Origin of the sequence: Alcanivorax jadensis T9 (assembly GCF_000756655.1) — a bacterium.
GTDB lineage: Bacteria > Pseudomonadota > Gammaproteobacteria > Pseudomonadales > Alcanivoracaceae > Alcanivorax > Alcanivorax jadensis.
This window is the reverse complement of sequence record NZ_ARXU01000002.1, coordinates 158,855-178,989: the sequence shown is the minus strand read 5'-3', so window position 1 is coordinate 178,989 and position 20,135 is coordinate 158,855. Positions and strand designations below refer to the sequence as shown.

Annotated in this window: 9 protein-coding genes; all 9 read left to right on the top strand. The window is 58.8% G+C overall.

Translation table 11 applies throughout. The features are described from left to right. Positions 1-106 precede the first annotated feature (106 nt). The 9 genes from T9A_RS03290 to T9A_RS03245 all read left to right on the top strand — a co-directional run bounded on the left by T9A_RS03290 (position 107) and on the right by T9A_RS03245 (position 20,015). Entirely contained in the window at positions 107-6,382 is a 6,276-nt protein-coding gene (locus T9A_RS03290) for a hypothetical protein (protein WP_052042461.1), read from the top strand. Beyond that, positions 6,379-6,963, top strand: a complete 585-nt coding sequence (locus T9A_RS03285; RefSeq protein WP_035245034.1) for an OmpA family protein — start codon at positions 6,379-6,381, stop codon at positions 6,961-6,963. The genes T9A_RS03290 and T9A_RS03285 overlap by 4 nt, the downstream gene beginning before the upstream one ends. Positions 6,964-6,973: 10 nt before the next feature. Then, on the top strand, positions 6,974-9,835 hold the full coding sequence (locus tag T9A_RS03280) for a COG1470 family protein (protein WP_232221986.1): 2,862 nt from the start codon (positions 6,974-6,976) through the stop codon (positions 9,833-9,835). A gap of 843 nt (positions 9,836-10,678) precedes the next feature. Next, a complete protein-coding gene (locus T9A_RS17260) occupies positions 10,679-10,888 on the top strand; it encodes a hypothetical protein (protein WP_232222011.1) in 210 nt (69 codons plus the stop codon). Continuing rightward, positions 10,834-14,649 (top strand): CshA/CshB family fibrillar adhesin-related protein, encoded by a 3,816-nt coding sequence (locus T9A_RS03265; RefSeq protein ID WP_408605290.1) that lies wholly within the window; start codon positions 10,834-10,836, stop codon positions 14,647-14,649. Before T9A_RS17260 ends, T9A_RS03265 begins: the two co-directional genes overlap by 55 nt. Before the next feature lie 140 nt (positions 14,650-14,789). Next, on the top strand, positions 14,790-14,981 hold the full coding sequence (locus T9A_RS03260; RefSeq protein WP_035245026.1) for a DUF2065 domain-containing protein: 192 nt from the start codon (positions 14,790-14,792) through the stop codon (positions 14,979-14,981). After that, complete coding sequence (locus T9A_RS03255) at positions 14,982-16,160, top strand: ATP phosphoribosyltransferase regulatory subunit (RefSeq protein WP_035245024.1); 1,179 nt, start codon at positions 14,982-14,984, stop codon at positions 16,158-16,160. A gap of 146 nt (positions 16,161-16,306) precedes the next feature. Further along, positions 16,307-17,599, top strand: coding sequence for an adenylosuccinate synthase (locus tag T9A_RS03250; protein WP_035245022.1), 1,293 nt, complete (start codon positions 16,307-16,309; stop codon positions 17,597-17,599). 262 nt (positions 17,600-17,861) lie between these two features. Continuing rightward, positions 17,862-20,015: a PhoX family protein gene (locus tag T9A_RS03245; protein WP_035245021.1), complete on the top strand. Its 2,154-nt coding sequence runs from the start codon at positions 17,862-17,864 to the stop codon at positions 20,013-20,015. Positions 20,016-20,135: the final 120 nt, after the last annotated feature.

The following is a 20,135-nucleotide window of genomic DNA, read 5'->3' as shown; positions in this document are numbered from 1 at the left end:
GCTCCCCCAGGCATTGCCCTCCCCTTCGGGGGAGGGCTTTTCCAGGGCCGGTGCGCCGGGTCTGGAAAAGCCCCTGAGGCAAATAACAACGGGTACTGAACGCTTAATGAAATTGCTTGCCGCCCTTCGCATTGCTGTTGTCAGCATGCTGGTCTTGACCAGCGTGCTGCTACATGCTGCCACGGCGCCAGGCACAGCCTTGTTGAACCAGGCAGAAATGCGCTATTTCGATCCGCTGACAGAGCAGGTTGTTGTGGTGCGCTCCAATATTTCCCGGGTCATGGTTGGAGAAAGCCCCGCCTTTGAGGTGGACCAGGGCAAGACTCGTCAGGCCTCGGCGGGCCAGTCCGTCAGCATCGAACATACGCTCACCAATACCGGTAATGTGACCGACAGCTACACTCTGACCCTGGCTAACCTGGGTGGCGATGCGGGCGATCTGCAGGTGCTGAGGGTCTACCGCGACATCAATGGCAACGGGATCGCCGATCCTGGCGAGCCGGCTATCACGGAGATTACCTCCTTGCCGGCGGGACAGACTGTCAACCTGGTTATCAGTGGCACGGTGCCGGCATTCTTGCAGACCGGCGATGAAATCCGCTTGTCATTGCAGGGTCAGTCGCAGCTGGATAGCACTCTGATCGATACGGCATTGGATCGGATTGTGATTGGCGATGGCGCCGCTCTGGTACTCAGCAAGTCTTCCAGTCAGAGCTGTGATCTGCCGCAGCCAGAAGGCGCGATACTGGATTATCAGGTGTCGGTCACCAATGTGGGTAACACCGCGCCGGTAGAAAGAATGCTGCAGGTTTCCGGGCAACAGGAGCAGGGCGTACTGATCGAAGACTCCCTGCCGGGTAACGTCAGCCTGATGCCTGCGGCGATCAACAATATCGCGCCACTTCAGGCACAAGCTCTGGTGCACTTTGCCGGTGATGGGCAAGATGTCTGGCAGCGTTATGACGACTGGGATGGCAGCGGCACGGTAGATCGTCTGGGGCTGTTGATTCCGGCGTATCAGATTCGCAATAACCAGAGTGGTGGCTTTGCCTTCCAGGTGCAGATCAACAGCGGGCTGACCCAGGGCACCATGCTATTCAACCGCGCCTTTGTGGATCTGCAGGGCGACGGCCTGGCCGATGTGCAAAGTAACCGGGTCTGCCATCGCATTGCGGCCACCCTGTCACCGGGTATTACTTTCCAGCGCCCTTCGAATGCGGTCTTCCAGCAGAACCGTGCGCCTGTCCATAGTGAAGACAGCGATTTTGTCGATGCCGCCATTTATCCCCTGTTGCCGGAACAAAGCCAACGCATTCTGCTGGACGGGGTCTACCTGCGGCTCACGGCTTCCCAACTGAACCAGGTATTGGCCGATCAGGACTTTGTGCAGACCACCCCGGGTGGGGCGCGGCTGCTGCAAGTCTCGCTAACCTCCCGATTGACGGGTGATACCTTGCTCATGGCGGTCAAGGAGACCGGGGTTAACACCGGGGTATTCCGCAGTGTGTACCCGTTCTCTCTCAACGAGACGCGCTCCGGGGGCGGTGGTCTGTGCCCGGCAACGGCCAATGCAAACAATCTGGTGCAATATTCCGGCAGCACAACCCTGAACGAAGTGTTGGGCCTTGGCTGTGTGCTGCAGACGGGGCCGGAAGATCGCATCACCGCCACCTTCACCGTGCCGACCTTCGGTCCGGATGGCAGCGTGGTGAATGTGCAGACTGTCACGGCTCTGGCGGCAGTAGATCCGGCAGGAACGGTGTACGATTCCAGTAATGGTCGTCCTTTGCCGGATGCGGTGGTGACGCTGTTTCAGTCTCGCCAGCCCTTGGTTGATACCGGTGCCGCCAGCTGTGCCGCCTTGCCGGAAAATGCCTACGAGCGTGGGCTGCATCCTTTTACTGGCGAGATTCTGCCCAGGGAAAACACCAACACCACTGCCGCGGATAATACTCAGCAGCCAGGGCGTTATCAGTTCCCGCTGGCGACGCCGGGGCACTGTTATTATCTGGACGTGGTGCCCCCCCCGGGCTACACCTTTCCTTCCACTGTTTCACCGGATGCAGCAAAAACCTTTTTTGCCAATATCTCGGAAAGTTCCTACGGTCTCGGCGGCTATGACCCGGCTGCAGCACCGGTGGGTCGGGCAGCGGCACGAATGGCCAGCGTGGATAACCAGGGCGCGTTTCTGCTTGGGCTGGCTGATGTGTTTGTGGATATTCCCCTGGACCCGTCCGCTGCGACAGCCGCCGGGGTACTGGTGCTGGACAAACAGGTAGAAGCGGAGCGGGCGGGTGTGGGTGATGTGCTGGCCTACCGTATTGATATCACCAGCAACCATGACGGTGAGTTGTTCGCGGCCCGCATCGTTGATCGCCTTCCTTATGGGTTCCGTTATATCGAGGACAGTGCCTGGCTGGAAATCAACGATCAGCGCATCGAGATTCCCGCGCCTGCCAACAACGGCGGCAATCAACTGACCTTCCTGGTCCAGCAACAGACCGCCAGCGGGCCTCAGCCGTTGCCATTGCAGCCAGGCAGCACGGTGACCCTGCATTACGGCCTGCGCCTGTCAGCCGGCGCCGTGGATAGTGACGGCATCAACCGTGCCACGGCTCAGGCCAACAACGCTTCCGGGTTCACTTACTTCTCCAATCAGGGCGAAGCGAAAGTCCAGGTGCGTAGCGAAGGCGTACTCTCGGACCGGGCCATGGTGTTTGGCAAGGTCTACGTGGATAACGACTGTAACAATCTGCAGAACGACGGCGAATACCCGGTGGGCGGGGTGAAGCTGTATTTGTCTGACGGCTCCTGGGTGATCACCGATGAAAACGGGCAATACAGCCTCTATGGCCTGCGCCCGGGACTGCATACCATCAAGGTGGATCCGCTAACGTTGCCTGAAGGGCTGAAACTCAAGCCCATTGATAATCGCCATGCTGCAGATCCACAAAGCCGCTTCCTGGATCTGCGCCCGGGGGAATACCACCGTGCAGACTTCGCCGCCATGTGCCCGCCTGCGGACCAGCGTGACGCCATCGTCGAAAATCTGAAAGCCCGTAATGCGTCACTCTCCGGTGACTGGATGCTGGATGAGGCGGCCCGCTTCGATCCACTGCGCCAGAACAACGTGAATAACCGTCTGCGCCAGGCCGATGGCGGCGGCGATCTGGGCAGTGGTGTTTACACCCAAACCGGCGATGCCAACCTGGCGGAAGTCTGGGATCAGGTCAGCCGCAGCCAGCCGGCTACCGGCCTGGAGAGAAACATGGATCCGGTGGCCGACGCCCAGATGGGCGAGACCAAGGACATGGCAGCAAAAGTGACGCGCGAGCAGGGCGTCGCCGGTACCTGGTTATGGCCGCAGGACGGTATCAGTCGGGATGGTCGTTTGCAGGTGGTAGTGCGCGCCGGTGTGGAGCCGGAGCTGTACGTGAAAGGCAAGAAGGTGCCGCGCAGCCAATTGGGTGAGCAAGTGCTGAACCGTCGTGAAAAGGTCCAGGTGCTGAGCTGGTATGGTGTATCACTGGATGAGGGTGACAATCAGGTTGAAGTAAAAGCCCTGGACCCCTTCGGTAACGAACGGGTGCTTGCCAGTACCAAGATCCTGCGCCCGGAAGCGCCGCGCAGCCTGGAACTGGAACCGGCAGAAGATACCCTGGCGGCGGATGGCGGTCGTTCCACGCTGGCGATCAGGGTGCGAATGCTCGATGCCCGTGGTAACCCGGCGCGGGGCACCTATTTTGTCACTCTGGAACATGACAGGGGCGATTGGCTGGAAGAGGATCTGCAACCGGACAACCCTGGCCACCAGATACGGGTCAGCGACGGTGAAGGGATGATTCACCTGCGCAGCACCGAATACACCGGGCCGATCCGGCTACGAGCCCTGGTAGAAGACTTTGTCGCCACGGCGCGAGTCGAGCAGGTAGCGCCCATGCGGCCTCTGGTCGCCACCGGCTATGTGCAATTGCGTCAGGGCTTTGGTGCAAATCTGCGTGATAACGGCAATGCGCCTACCGACATCGGCGATTCACTGCCTGAAGAAGGTCTGGATGCTAACGGTGCCGTCTTCCTCAAAGGGGCGGTGCGCGGTGGTGCTCACCTGACGCTCGCCTACGATACGGATAATGATTTGGACGATGATGAAGAAATTCGCCGCGACCTGAATCCGTCAGACTCCTATCCCATCGCCGGCGATGCCTCGGTGCGCGGTTATGATGCCCGCAGCCGCAGCAAACTCTACGCCAAGCTGGAAAAAGATCGCAGCAGTCTGTTGTGGGGCGACTACCTGACCGACCCCAATTACGACTTCCAGGATCTTGGTCGGGTGCAACGCACCCTCACCGGTCTGAACGCCATTTATGAAAATGATCGAGCCCGCTTCCAGGTGTTCGGCGCCCGGCCGGAATACGAACAAGTCAGCGAGGAAATTCCCGGTAACGGTACCGCCTTGCTGTTCACCCTGGCCAATCGTCCGGCTCGCGACAGCGAAACCCTGGAGCTGATTGTCCGCGATCGCGGCAATCCGGGGCTGGTGATTTCCACTCAGCCACTGACCCGTTACGTGGATTACTCGGTGAATTACTTCACTGGCGATATCCGTTTTCATGACGTCATTCCCACCGTGGATGAAAACCTGAATCCGGTATTCATCCGTGCCAGCTATAACGTGGAAGCCTCTGATGCCGAGGAATACAACGTGCTCGGCGCCCGCTTCCGCTACCAACTCAATGACAAGCTGACTGTCAGCGCCAGCCGCACCCGCGACGAGCATGAAAGCGAAGGCTTCGACCTGAGTAGCGTGGCTGCGGAGTACGCCCTCACCGATCAGAACAGTATTTATGCGTCGTCAGCCACCATGGAAAACAATGATGACGATAGCGAAGGGGGGGCGATCAGCCTGGGCAGCCAATGGCGCTGGCAGGATGGCTCCAGCACCGATCTTCGCTGGGCCCGGGCGGAAGAGGGTTTCCGTAATCCGGCGGCGGGCATTGCTGAATCCCGGGAAGAAATGCGTCTGGATCACGAGCAGGTGCTGTCGCGCAGTCTGTCCGCCCAGGTGGAAGCCGTGCATTCCCAGTCCCTGGAAAACGACGACGCGCAAAGTAGCCTGGGTCTGATCGGCAAGAAACAGATCGGTGCCACCCAGTTACGTGCCGGGGCCCGGGGCATCGAGCAGAAAGATGACCAAGGGGAAGACCGCTTCGCAACCTGGGTTCTGGGTGCCAGCCAGGGGACGCGCCTGTTCGGCAAGCCGTTGACCGTGGGCTCGGAATACGAGCAGGCCTTCAATGACCGTGATCGACGCCGTATTGCCGCCGATGCGGACCTGGGTATTACTGACAAGACCAGCCTCTACAGCCGCTATGAGCTGATCAACAGTCTCAGTGGTGTCAATCTGCTGAACAACGAGGTGGAGACCCGCCAGTTCACCTTTGGCGTCCGTTCCGCGCTCAGCCGCAGCACCGATGTATTTTCCGAGTACCGCCTGCGCGGTGCCCAGGATGGTCGTGATGTGGCGGCAGCCAACGGGGTACGTTCGCACTTCGAAATCGAACCGGGCCTGACTTTCAGCCCGTCGGCGGAATGGATTGAAACCCTGGAGGGTAATGCCAGTCAGGATTCCACTGCCCTGTCGCTGGCGGCAGAAGACAAACGTAACCCTAATCGCCGCACTCTGGGCCGGGTGGAAACCCGCTTCGGCGATGAGCGCACCTACTACGGCTTCAGTGCTGCCAACATCTGGCGCGTCAATCTGGACTGGTCTGCCGTGGTACGTGACGACCTGCGGCTGCAATACTTCGATGGCCAGCCCAAGCAGGGCGACAATATCGTCACCCTGGGCATGGCTCGCCGCCCGCGTCTGGACAACCGCCACCACATGCTGTTCATGTACAAATGGAAAACCCAGTGGGGCGGCGACGCCGCCAGTGATCGGCGCGTACACATCCTCTCCAACCACCATAATTTTCAGCCCCACGACGACTGGATTTTCTCCGGCCGCATTGGCGCCAAGTGGCAACAGACTGAGCTGGGAAATCTGGATGTGGATACCGATGCCTATGTGGCCGATGGCCGTATTATCTGGGACATTTCTCGTCGTTTTGATCTGGATCTGCATGGCGGCGCGCTGACCACTGAAGGAGTCAGCGAACGCCGCTACAGCTTTGGCGTTGGCGTCAACGCCCTGGTGCGCCGCAATCTGCGTATGGGCGTTGGCTACAATTTCTCCGGTTTCCGCGATGATGACCTGGATCCGGAAGGCTATAACGTGGAAGGCCTGTATATCGGCCTGGAATACAAGTTTGATGAAGATGATCTGGGCTGGCTGGGAAGCAAGGCTGCCGGCCAGCGCAGTTATATGGGAGACGCGCGATGAACCGTTTGGTCATGGCGGCATACATGATGCTGGCGGCAGGTTTGTCTGGCTGTGTCAGTACTGAAGCACTGTATGCCGAGTACGAAGAAGTGTGTCCGGTAAAAGCTTCCGTGACTAACACCGGCATGGTAATGGTCACGGCGCTGGCGGCCCAGTCGAAAGGCCAGCTCTGGGAGCCGGCGTTGTATTTCGGTTTTGATGATTACGGTCTGATTGAGGATGAAGTGAAGCGTCTCGACCGCAATCTTGTCATTCTGAAGCAGTATCCGGCGTTGCAGATCAGTATTCAGGCCTTTACCGACCAGTTGGGCAGTAAGGACTACAACCGCGCTCTGGCCGAAAAACGCATGGACCAGGTCAGTGATTACCTGCAAGAAAATGGCCTGGATCGCTCGCGGATCAAAAAGGCGCCGCTGGGTAAAGAACTGCCGATCCTGCCCAGCGATAGCGAGCAGGATCGCATCGTCAACCGTCGGGTGGAGTTGATGCCGCTGGATGCACAAGGCCGTCCGCTGGTGTTGAGAGTGGATTTCCAAGGCAGCGGTGGCGACAGCTTCGTGGCACCCGAGCCGGTGAGGTAACGGGATGAATGTGACGCGCAAATCTCTGGGTATAACGTTGCTATTGTTGACTGCCGTGGCAGTCAAGGCGGCGGCGCCGGCGGCGGGAACGGTCATCAAGAACCAGGCATCGGCCAGTTACCGGGCCTGTCTGGATGATGGCTGTTCTGCGTTGGCCGAGACCCAGCGTGTCACCTCCAACCTGGTGGAAACCCTGATACAGGCGGTGCCCGGCATCGAACTGGTCAGCGCGCAAAGCAAGCCGTCGCTGCCGGGGGGCGTGGTGTATTTCCCCCACACCCTGACCAATACCGGTAATGGTCGGGATCGCTACCAGCTCTGTCTGGACAGCATCGATGCGGATATCGCTGCCTGGTCTGTATTCCCGGATGCCAATGGCGATGGTCAGCCGGACAGCGGCGCCCCCCTGTTTGCCCATACTGATCCCGATGGCTGCTGGGATTCCCCGACCCCGGACTTGTTGGCCGGTGACAGCTTTGCGCTGGTCATCGAAGCCGAGGTGAGCGGCGTGGCCATTAGCGGGCAGTCCCTGTCGCTGGATGTCACCGCTACCAGCAACAGCAATGCCGCCCTGACGGCAGCCAATACCGACACCATCAACCTGATCGAGGGGCCGGTGCTGGAAGTGGTCAAATCCCTCAGTGTTCGCCAGGGTCGCTCGCCCTCAGGGCCGGTTACGGTGACCCTGGCCTATCGCAATCCGTCCGATCAGGTTGCCACCCAGGTGGAAATCGAGGATCTGCTGCCGCAGATTTCCGTGGACGGTGTAAATGCGGGAATGACCTATGTGCCGGGTTCGGCACGCTGGACTGTTAGCGGCGCCACCGTGCTGACCGATGACGGTGACGATGGCAGCCAGGGTAGTGCCCCGGACCTGATCGATTACTGTGCCTACGATACCGGTGCGGCAAACAGCGACTGCCATGATCGGGTTCGTGCTGTCATTGCCCAGCTGCCACCGGGAGCGGTGGGTTCCCTGGCCTTTGACGTCAATATTGATGCAGGGCTGGCCGCCGGCGACCGGGTGCGCAACCTGGCAACGCTGAATTATCAGAATGGCGACGGCAGCAATGCCTTTGGGCCCTTTGATAGCAACACCGTGGATTACCGGATTATCGAGCGAGCTCTGCTGCCCGCCGTGGTGGCCAACAACAGCGAATCCGATAGCCTGACCGGCGAGGATGATAGTAGCAACACCGGTAACCGGGTGGAGTTGGCCAGCCTGGGGCAGGGTGGAGTGGCATCGTTCAGCAACGTGATCTGGAACCGGGGCGATGGCGAAGACACTTTCGATGTTCTTGTGGACCCGGCGGAGGATCGACTTGGCGCGCCTCTGGCCACGCCCTTCCCGGCGGGTACCGTGTTCCAGTTGTACAAAAGCGACGGTGGTACGCCATTGGTGGATACCGATGGCAATGGTGTTGCTGATACCGGGCCGATCCCGCTGCCGGATGCCGGTGGCCAGTGTCCGCCCCGCTTCGTGACCGACAGCATTAACTTGGCCTGTGGGGTGCGCGTGGTAATGCAGGCCACCCTGCCTCCGGATGCCCTGGGCGGTCCCTTTGAAGTCACCAAGATGGCGCGTTCTGTCACCGACCCTCAGGTCACTAACGCGGTCAGCGATATCCTCCTCAGCATTCTCGCCAACAGCGTGGATCTGACCAATGATGTGCCGGTGAATGGCGGTGCCCCCGGTGAAGGAGCGGGCCCGGAGGCGGCGCCGGTTCAGACAGTTAATGTGGCCCCGGGGGAACAGGCCATACTGCAGCTGGTGGTTAATAACACCGGCGCGCGGCAGGACTCTTATGTCCTGGCGGTCAGCGACATGGATTTTGCCCCCGGGCAGTTACCCGCAGGTTGGCAGGTGAGTTTTTATCGCGACGGTGGCAACGGCGATTGCAGCTCACTGGGCGCGGTGCTTAACAACACCGGGCTGATCCCTGCCAGCGACAATCGTCGGATCTGTGCCCGGGTAACCGCACCGGCAAACGCACAGGGCGGCGATACCCTAAATCTGTATTTCCGTGCCTTGTCGCAGACCAGCGGCGCCAGCGATATCAAGCTGGATGCGGTGGCCGTGGTGGCTGGCCCCGCCCTGGCCCTGACCCCGGATCAGGTGGGGCAGGTAGAGCCGGGAAGCTCGGTGGTCTATACCCATCAACTGGCCAACACCGGCAATGTGCCGCTCAGCAATGTGCTGCTTTCGGGCACCCCGGATGCGGCGTCCGACGATGGCTGGTCCGTGGTGCTCTATGAAGACAGTAACGGCGATGGTGTCTGGGGCCCGACAGATACGTTAATCGGAGATGGCGTGGCACTGCAGACGGCTGGCGCCGATGGCGTTCTGGATGTGGGTGAAAGCCTGGCTATTTTTTCCAAGGTGTTTGCTCCGGCCTCCGTGGCCTTCGGCATCACCAATGTGAAAACGCTCACCGCTAACGCTGAGGGCGCCAGCCAGAGTGTTAGCGATTCCGCAACGGATACCACTACAACCAACAACACCGACGTGGCCATCACCAAGGAGCAAGCCCTGGATGCGGATTGCGATGGTATTCCCGATGGCCCTGGCGCATGCAGCGGCGACAACTGTTTTGTCTTCACTCGCTTCGAAGTGACTCCCGGCGAGCAGTGCGTCATTTATCGTCTGACCGCCACCAACACCGGCGCGGAGCCTATGTATCAGGTCATCATCAACGATCGTACCCAGCCATTCACCAGCATGTTGGCAGCAGCAACCAGCTGTGAAGCCCCGGCGGGTGTTTGCAGCGTGGTGGAACCAGCGGATGCAGCCACTGGCGATGTGTCTGCCGAGATTGGGTTGCTGGGTCCCGGCGAAGCCGCCATGCTGATTTTCGGCTTACGGGTGGAATGAAAATGGCTCACAGAAACCCTTCTTACAACAATCCTTTTTTAGCGGGTATGCCGTGCGGGGTGTTTTTTGTCCTGTTGATATCGTTTTTTTTAAGTCAACAGGCATGGGGCGTCAGTGTTCCTCTGAGTGGAACGAGAAGTGTTACATCTGGCCAGGATTGTGGAGTGGCCAGCTACCGGTTTGGTACCAATACCACGTATGAAGGGCAGCCCCTGGATCTGCTTGTCGACGTCTTGAGCGAAGATAATGAGCATTCGCCAGGAGGGGGGCGACCAAGTTGCGTCGGTGTCGGCAATCAAGTCCTGGAAGTGTATATCAACGATCAGGATTTTGCAGACAATGCGGCCCATGTAGATATGCGCTTAACACTGGTGCGGGCAGGAACCTCAACCCCTGTAGAAGTTGATCGCTTGATCGTCACCGGGTTCGATCTGGATTCATCTTCAGGCACTTCCACAGATGACCTGTACTTCAATACCGGTCCTGCTACTCAATCCTACGTATCAGAAAATTCGCAGACATCTGTTCTTTCCGGCTCGTATTTTGGCGGCAACTACAATACTCGCATTCAAGGAAGAACTTCTGGTAACTGTACGGATGATAGCAATTCGGTCGACCCGGAATGCCGCGCCAGTGTGGTTTTTGTAGGAACATCAACAGCCGACATTCGTATTCAAAACGATAACGCCTATGGCAACAATTCAGGTCTGGGGTCGTATAGAGGGTACTTTATTTCCTTCAGGGTCGATGATTTTGAGGATCTTATCGAAAGCAATACGGATTATGGTGATACCTCGGCTGCGTATCCATCATCGCGCCAATCAATTTCCAGCCGGTTAGGGCTTGGCAGAGGCCTGGTGCCAGACAGCGATGGTGCGCAGCAACAAAGCGCTGATGCGCGGGGTGATGACACTGATGGTGCTGGTGGGGCGGTTGTCAATTTTGATGATGAAGATGGCATTTCCGTTGCTGGCAATGTTCTGGATGGTCGGGTTTTTGTGCCTGATGAAGATGTTGATATTGACGTTTCCACTTACGGAAGTGGTTATTTAAATGCCTGGTTCGACTGGAATCGTGATGGTGACTTCTCCGATCCCGGGGAGCGGGCAGTAAGCAATGTTTATATTGAAAATAATGGTGAGACGGTCAGCGGTGCAGGCTCCAGTAACTTTGTTACGGAAACGGCTATTCCGGTATCGGTTCCGTCGGCTATTTCGGATGGAAACAGTTATGCCAGGTTCAAGTTCACACAATCGCCGGATCCAGGGGTTGGTAACAGCCCAGATGATGGTGAGGTAGAAGATTACGCGATAACGTTGAGCTCTCTGTTCTGTGATCTTCCTGTGTCTACGAGCATGCAGTTAAGTGGCTCTGCAACCAGGGATAATGGCACGGGGGAAATCACGTTAACGCAAGATTTGGGCAATCAGGCGGGCTCGGCGTGGTCTAATGAACGCATCAGTTTGCTTTCAGCGTTTACTGTTGAGTTTTCCGTCTATCTGGGTACCAAGAATGCTGCAGGGGCTGATGGTATAGCGTTTGCGTTTCAGAATGATCCTGCGGGGAATAGTGCTACGGGTGTGTTTGGTGGCGCGTTGGGCGTGGGCGGGCTCAATCCTGCTGTTGCCGTTGAGTTTGATACCTATGATAACGGCAGCGGTTACGGCGATATTGCTAACGATCATACTGCTATTTATAACCCCGAAAATTATGCGAATTCATCCGGTGGTGGTGCTGCCAGTCTTTATAGTTCCGTGGAAGATCTTGGGAATATAGAGGACGGTAACTGGCATACCGTTCAGTTGAACTGGGATCCGGCTAGTGATCAGCTGCAGTATTTTTTTGATGGCAATCTGACGTCCACGGTGAATGTGGACTTTGTTAACACGGTTTTTTCCGGTGATCCCAACGTATATTTTGGATTCACCGCATCCACGGGTGGCTCTTCAAACTTGCAGAAAATCTGTGTCACCAGTGCGCCGCCACAGGTGCTGGTAGATTATGGTGATGCCCCAATCAGTTTTGGTGAGCCATCACATATCCTCGGCTCAAATCTGCAACTGGGTGATGAGGTGTCACCGGATGCCCTGAGCTATGACGATGAGGATGCTGCCGCTGACAGTTTCGATGATGGTGTGATCTTTCCTGGAGCGCTGCCCAATCTGACTCCCATCGAAGTCTCGGTTTCCGGTGATGATGGTTACCTGCAGGCCTGGGTTGACTGGAATGGCGACGGTGTTTTCGACGACCCACAAGAGCGTATCGCCACTGACCTCCAGGATGAGGATGGCGACGGCATTATCCTGGTGACAGCGGCACCCAGTGGCACCGTCGTAGAGGGTGACACCTATGCCCGCTTCCGTTGGTCGTCCGTGCAGGAGCTGGATGCAACGGAAGGTGCACCGGATGGTGAGGTTGAGGACTATTTGATTACCTCTCGCTCTGTTTCCCTCTGTGAGGCGGGCTCGTCCGCTTCCGGTGGAGGGATCGCTTCTGGTGGCAATGGCCCTTTCCGGGACGCAATCTACTGGCTGGACTGGAACTGTCTGGGGAAAAGCGTTTTCCAGACCTCGGATGTGATCCTGAAAAGCTGGGTGTACGGTCCCGTTGAAATTCGCGCCACAGTGTCGGATATCACGTCGCCGATTGAGCCTTATGTGACGGGTAGCTGGACGGGTGATCTCCTTGATGACCTTTATGTAGGGGTGAATCCCATCGGGTTGGGGAATGTTGACAATACCAATCCTTCATTCCGGATCGATTGGGAGGTTTTTCTTCAAGGTGATCCGATATCCGCTGAGATTATCATCGCTGATGCGGAAGATACGGATAATGGTGAATCCATTATCTCGGAAACCAATGGCGGTCCATGGGAGCTATTTGCCGTCGCCCCGGGGACCAACGATCTGCAAATGCGTTTTGAAAATGGTGGCGAGAGGATGCTGTTGTCCAGTTTGCCTGGCAATGGCGTGGGCAGCTTCCTGGCAATGACCCAGGGCGTTATGACCACCCGGCATACCATCAATACCGGTGGCGGTCAGGCATTGGCGTTCGGCGTGTTTATTCAGAAAGATCACGGTGATATTGCTGGTGGCTATCCGGAAAGTGGTGGCCATTTCGCCTCTCGGGTAGCTCAGGGCGGCGGCAAGCCGACAGCGGATACCGATATCAATAATATTTCTCTGGCAACCCTGGCTGCTCCTGAACCATATCTGGGCGTGATTCCGCCAGGCCCGGAAGAGGCGGACCAGAATTCAGCCAACGCCGATGCGGACGGTGCGGAAGAAGAGGGGGTTGTCTTCTCCTCATTAGTGCCGGGTAGTAATGCGACTCTGGACATTATCGTTACCGAGACCTCAGCGGGGCAGGGTTACCTGCAAGGCTGGATCGACTGGAACCGGGACAGCGATCTGAATGATGCTGGTGAGCAGGTGGCACTGAACGTGCGGGATAATGGCCCGGAAGATACCAACCCGGCGGCGGGTGAGATCCGGCTGAATGTGTTTGTCCCTCCGGGAGCCTTTGTAGGCGATACCTATGCCCGCTTCCGTTTCGCCAATGCCCCGGACGTGCCTGCGGGTGGCTTGCTGGTCATGGGCGGTGAAGTGGAGGACTACAAGGTGACGGTGGCCCCGGCGGCTACCGCCGGGCCATTGTCCGGCTGGGTATTTGAAGACAACGGCGTTGGGGCAATGGCCCACGATGGCCAGAAAGGGCCGGATGAGCCGGGGTTGGCGAATGTGCCGGTAACCCTGTACCACGACGTGGACAATAATGGGCAATGTTCTGCCAGCGACCCGGTGCTGGCGGAAGCCACCACGGATGGGGATGGTGCCTGGCAGCTGGTAGCGGCTCTGGCGGATGTGGGCAAGAGCGCCTGTCTGGTGGTGGCTACTCCAAATGGTTTGCTGTCGGTCTCCGAGAATAGCGGCAGCGCCGGTGCCGGTATCAATAGCGGTGCCGCCAATGACGATGTGATGAGCCTGACGGTGCCTGCCACCGGCACTGTCTGGGATGGCATCCTGTTTGGTGATGCCGGCCTGCCGATACTGGAGCCGGATCAGCAGGGCGTGGTAGCGCCGGGCGGCAGCCGTTTCTATAGCCACCGCTTTACCGCCCGTAGTGCCGGCAATGTGGACTTTGTACTGGAAGCCCCCACCACCAGCCCGGCGGCACCCGCCTGGAACGATGCGCTGTATCGTGATGACAATTGTAACGGCGAGCTGGACGGCGCGGATGCCTCCTTGCCTCTCGTCGGTGTCAATGTGACGGCGGGTGACCGGCTGTGCCTGCTGGCCAAAGTGTTTGCACCTGCGGATGCACCGGTGGAGGCGCTCCACAGCCGCCCGCTTTCCGCTACCCAGACCTATACCGGTACCGCGTTCCAGGCCACTGCGCAGGTGACGGATACGACCCGGCTGGCTGCCGGCCAGCTACAGCTGGAAAAGCAGGTGCGCAATATTGGTCCGGATGGCATCGCCAACACCGGCGATGATGTGGACGCGACCGACACCACAGCCAACCAGGCGGCGCCGGGGGATGTGTTGCGCTACCGGCTGATATTCCGTAATCAGGGAAGCAATCCTCTGACCGAGGTTATCGTCACAGACAGCACCCCGGCCTACAGCGCCCTCAATGCGGCGGCGACTTGCCCTGCTGCATTGCCGGCAGCGCTCAGCGCCTGTGCCCTGTCTGCCCCGGATGGCAGCAATGGCAGTGGCTATCAGGGTGGCCTGCAATGGCAGTTTACCGGCGAGCTGCAACCCGGCGGGCAGGGGGCTGTCAGCTATGACGTAAGGGTTAGCCAGGACTAGCCCGAAGGCCCGTTCCAGGCCCTCTGTCAGCCAGTCGATGATGGGGCGCCCGGAACCTATCTGCCGCCGGGCGACCGTGGTAGAATGCTGCAACCGGGGGCCGAGGCTCCCGGTTTTTTTGTGGCTGTCTGGCAGGAACAATGGATTTAGGCTTATTGATCAAGGCCCTGTGCCTGGTACTGGTCATAGAGGGCATTCCGCTGTTTCTGGCGCCTAATCGTGCGCGTGAGGCAGCGCTGCAGGTTGCCCGGATGCCCGGGCGAACACTGAGAATTCTGGGGCTGGTGCTGATGATACTGGGTGCCGGCCTGCTACTACTGATGCGGTCGTAAATGATGAACCAGGAAGAACAGTGGCTACTGCCCGACGGGGTAGAAGAGGTTCTCCCGGGACGAGCCCGGGCCATTGAGCAATTACGCCGGCAGACGCTGGATCTCTACCAGCGCTGGGGCTATGAACTGGTATTTCCGCCACTGATCGAATTCCTCGAATCCCTGCTCAACGGCGCCGGTCGTGATCTGGAACGGGAAACCTTCAAGATTACCGATCAACTGACTGGCCGCCTGATGGGCGTACGCGCGGATATCACGCCCCAGGTGGCGCGGATGGATGCCCACAGCCTGCGCCGTTCGGCCCCCTCTCGCCTTTGCTACTGCTCCAGCGCGCTGCGTACTCGCCCGGCCGTGGCCGGCGCCACCCGTCTGCCTTACCAGCTTGGTGTAGAGCTGTTTGGTCATGCTGGCAGCGACAGCGATCTGGAAGTGATGAGTCTGCTGCTGGATACCCTGGCTCTGGCCGGTGTGGCCGATCAGGTGGTGCTGGATCTGGGCCACGTGGGCCTGTTCCGTGGGCTGCTGGATGCCTGTGACCTGAGCGATGCCGAGCAAAGTCAGCTGGAAGACATTTACGTGCGTAAGGCGCGGGTAGAGCTGGATACCTTCCTGGCAGAGCGTGATCTGCCGGCTCCCGCGGCTCGTGCCCTGGCGGCCCTGCCCTGGTTGGCGGGTGGCGTCGACGTGATCGATCAGGCTCGCACCCTGCTGGGTGATTTTCCCGGTGCTGTGGCGGCGCTGGATGAACTGGCGGTGCTGGCCGGAGTACTGGATGCCCGGGGTGTAAAACTGCACCTGGATCTGGGCGAACTGCGTGGCTATCACTACCACACCGGCTGTGTCTTTGCCGCCTACCTGCCCGGTGAGAGCGAGCCGGTTGCCAAGGGCGGCCGTTATGACCATATCGGTGAAGTGTTCGGGCGGGCTCGCCCGGCGACCGGGTTCAGTGCCGATCTGAAAATGCTCGCGGCGCGCACTGACGCTGCCGCGCTGAGTGGCATTTTGGCGGAGGGCTCCCTGCAGGATGCTGCTTTTGTCGCCCGGGTGAACGAGCTGCGAGGTAGCGGTGAGCGGGTGGTCCTGGCCCTGACCGGAGCAGACAATGACCCGCAGGAACTGGGCTGTCAGCGCAAGCTGGTGTCAGAAGGCAGCGACTGGGTCATCAAGGATATCGACTGAACCCGTAGGAGCCATGCTTGCATGGCGAATTTGCTTGCGATGGCGTTTGTCATGCGAGCACGGCTCCTGCGATAAAGATCGTGCGTGCCCCGTTAAGCGGGTCGCGTGCAAGCGTTTGTTATAACTCAACACGGCAGCTAGCAATCATGGGTAAGAACGTAGTCATTCTCGGCACCCAGTGGGGTGATGAAGGCAAGGGCAAGATCGTCGATCTGCTTACCGATCAGGCCTCTCTGGTGGCCCGTTTTCAGGGTGGTCACAATGCCGGCCATACCCTGGTGATCGATGGCAAGAAAACCGTCCTGCATCTGATTCCTTCCGGCATTTTGCGCGATGACGTTCAGTGCCTGATCGGCAATGGTGTGGTGCTGGCCCTGGATGCCCTGCTCAAGGAAATCGGCGGCCTGGAAGACAATGGCGTGCCGGTACGTGAGCGTCTGCGCCTTTCTGCCTCCTGCCCGCTGATCCTGCCGGTGCACGTGGCACTGGATCAGGCCCGGGAAGCGGCCCGTGGCAACAAGAAGATCGGGACTACCGGTCGTGGTATCGGCCCGGCCTATGAAGACAAGGTGGCCCGTCGAGGCCTGCGCCTGGGAGATGTCTATTCCCGTGAGCGCTTCGCCGCCAAGCTCGGCGAAGTGATGGACTACCACAATTTTGTGCTGCGCAGTTACTACAATGCCGAGCCGGTGGATTTCCAGAAAACCCTGGATGAAACCCTGGCCATGGGCGAAGACGTGCGCAGCATGGTCACCGACGTGACCACCGTGCTCCACGGCGCCCGTGAGCGCAACGAGAACATCATGTTCGAAGGCGCCCAGGGCACCCTGCTGGATATCGATCACGGCACCTATCCCTATGTGACCAGCTCCAACACCACCGCTGGTGGCGCCGCCACCGGCACCGGTTTCGGCCCGCTTTATCTGGACTATGTGCTGGGCATCACCAAGGCCTACACCACCCGGGTAGGCAGCGGTCCTTTCCCCACCGAGTTGTTCGATGAGAATGGCCGTTACCTGGCAGAGAAAGGTCACGAGTTCGGTTCCACCACCGGGCGTGCCCGCCGTTGCGGCTGGTTCGATGCGGTGGCTCTGAAGCGCTCCATCCAGATCAACTCCATTACCGGCCTGTGTCTGACCAAGCTGGACGTGCTCGACGGTCTGGAAGAAGTGAATATCTGTATCGGCTATCAGGATGCGGAAGGCAACTCCCTCACCTGCGCCTGGGATGCGGATAGCTACGAAGAAGTGAAACCGGTTTACGAAAGCCTGCCCGGCTGGACCGAGTCCACCCTGGGTGCCAAATCCGTGGATGACCTGCCTGCCAATGCGGTGGCCTACCTCAAGCGAATCGAAGAAGTGACCGGTGCGCCCATCGATATTATTTCCACCGGCCCGGACCGTGTGGAAACCATCATCAAGCGGCACCCGTTCTCCTGACGGCTCCTTCCGTCACGTCACCGATGCCCGCCGGGCATCTGGTGACGTGACGGTTCGCGCTATTTGCGCCTTCCTGTTCTGCCCTGATTATCCCCCGCGCTGACTGTCTTTTGATAGACACATCCATGCATTGAAAATGACATGGTCTGTACCCCTTTTTGTCATTCGTTCTGCCTAACCTCGTTTGCGTACTTTCACCGACTCAGTGGCCGGTACGTCCGGCTGCAGGCAGGCAACGAAAACAGACACAGGGAGAACAGAGATGGGCCACCATCCCGTAGAAGACAGCAACCGTTCCGATAACACCACCATCAACACTGTGCTGGAGCAGCACCTTTCCCGTCGCCAGATCCTGCGCGGCGGCGCTACCGCTGCCACCATGGTGGCAGGTGCCAGCCTGGTGGCCTGTGGTGGCGACAGCAACAATCGTAATGGCGGTGATGCGGGTAGTGAGACGCCTGCCGAGTTGGGTTTTGCGGCGGTGCCGCGGTCACTGGAGGATCGGGTGGTGCTGCCTGATGGCTACCAGGCCAGTGTGCTGATCGCCAAAGGTGATGCGCTGTTTTCCGATATCGCGGATTACCAGAACGATGGTAGCGGTGAGGACTTCGACAAGCGTTCCGGCGATGAGCACGACGGCATGGAGTTCTTCGGCCTGGGGGCTGCGGGTGTCTGGGAGCCGAATGCCTCTGAGCGTGGCGTGTTGTGCATGAATCACGAGAATCTGGAAGATGACACCCTGCATGAGAATGGGGTGACCGATGCCGCCGATAACGGCGGTGCCCGTCCGCAGGTGGAGATTGACCGGGAAATCCTCGCCCATGGTGTGGCGTGTCTGGAAGTGATCAAAGAGGATGGCCAGTGGCGTTACGTCAAGGATTCCGCATTCAACCGTCGTGTTACCGGTGCCACTGAAGCGGTGATTTCAGGCCCCTGCGCAGGCCATGACGCCTTGAAAACCAAACTGAGCCCTGCCGGCGACAAGGGCTTTGGCACCCTCAATAACTGCGCCAGCGGCCGCACTCCCTGGGGCACCTACCTGACCTGTGAAGAAAACTGGTTTTCGTATTTCAATCGCAACGACGCGTCTGATGCGCGCAGTGCGGTCGAGAATGACCTGTTCGCGCGCTACGGCATGGGGCTGGTGAGCAAAGGGTTTTCATATCGGGAATGGGACACCGTTGCCGGCGACATGTACCAGCGGTTCAATATCAGTGTCATCGGTGCCACGGCCACGGATGATTTCCGCAATGAGCCGAACACCTTTGGCTATATTGTGGAGGTGGATCCTTTCGATACCGCCAGCAAACCGGTCAAGCGTACCGCCATGGGCCGCTTTGCCCATGAAGGCGCCATCTTTGCTCCCGCCGAAGCCGGCAAGCCGCTGGTGTATTACATGGGCGATGATTCCCGCAACGAATATCTCTACAAGTTTGTCAGTGCTGCCAGCTGGGATCCCGCTGACGTGGGTATGGGAACCACTGCGGGCAACAAATATCTGGATGACGGCAAGCTGTATGTGGCGATCTTCAACAATGACGGCACCGGCGAGTGGAAAGAGCTGAGCTTCGGAGTGAACGGGCTGGATGCAGCGAATCCCCTTTACCCCTTCTCCAGTCAGGGTGATGTAATCCTGGCGACCCGTCTTGCCGCAGACCATGTTGGTGCGACCAAGATGGATCGCCCGGAGTGGGCGGCGGTCAACCCGATGAATGGTGAGTGCTACCTGACCCTGACCAACAACAGCGGCAGAAACCGTACCCCGGATACCGTTGATGGCGTCAATCCGCGCACCTATGGCGGCTCGGGCGGTAACCCCAATGGTCACATTATCCGCTGGCGCGAAGAGGGTGGCGATCATGCCGCCACCAGCTTCGATTGGGATGTGTTCCTGTTCGGCGCCCCTGCCGACAAGGATGCTCAAAGCATCAATCTGTCCGGCCTGACCGCCGACAATGATTTCTCCAGCCCGGATGGTTTGTACTTCGACCAACGTGGTCTGTTGTGGATTCAGACCGATGATGGCGCCTATCGCGATACGGTGAATAACCAGATGCTGGTGGCTATACCGGGCGAGGTCGGTGACGGTGGCATGCTTACCTTTACCAATGATTTTGGTGCTGAGGAAAATACCACCTTCGTTGGCAAGGATGCATCGGCGGTGGACCTTCGCCGTTTCCTGGTCGGCCCGAAAGGCTGTGAAATTACCGGTATCACCATGACGCCGGATGCCCGCAGTCTGTTCATCAACGTGCAGCACCCCGGCGAGGGTGGCTCTGCCGCCAACTTCAACACGGATGTAAGCACATGGCCAAACCCGAATGGTGATGCCTTGTCATTGGGCAATGGTGTCAGCCGTCCCCGTTCTGCCACTATCGTGATCACCCGTGAAGATGGTGGTGAAATCGCACTGTAAGTCGGCAATCTAACGAAAAAAGCCGCCCACATTGTGGGCGGCTTTTTTCGTTCCGGGTTGTGTTTTTTAAAGTCAAAGCGTCACTGAGATAGCGCGTTGCTGTCATCGCGGAGTCATGCG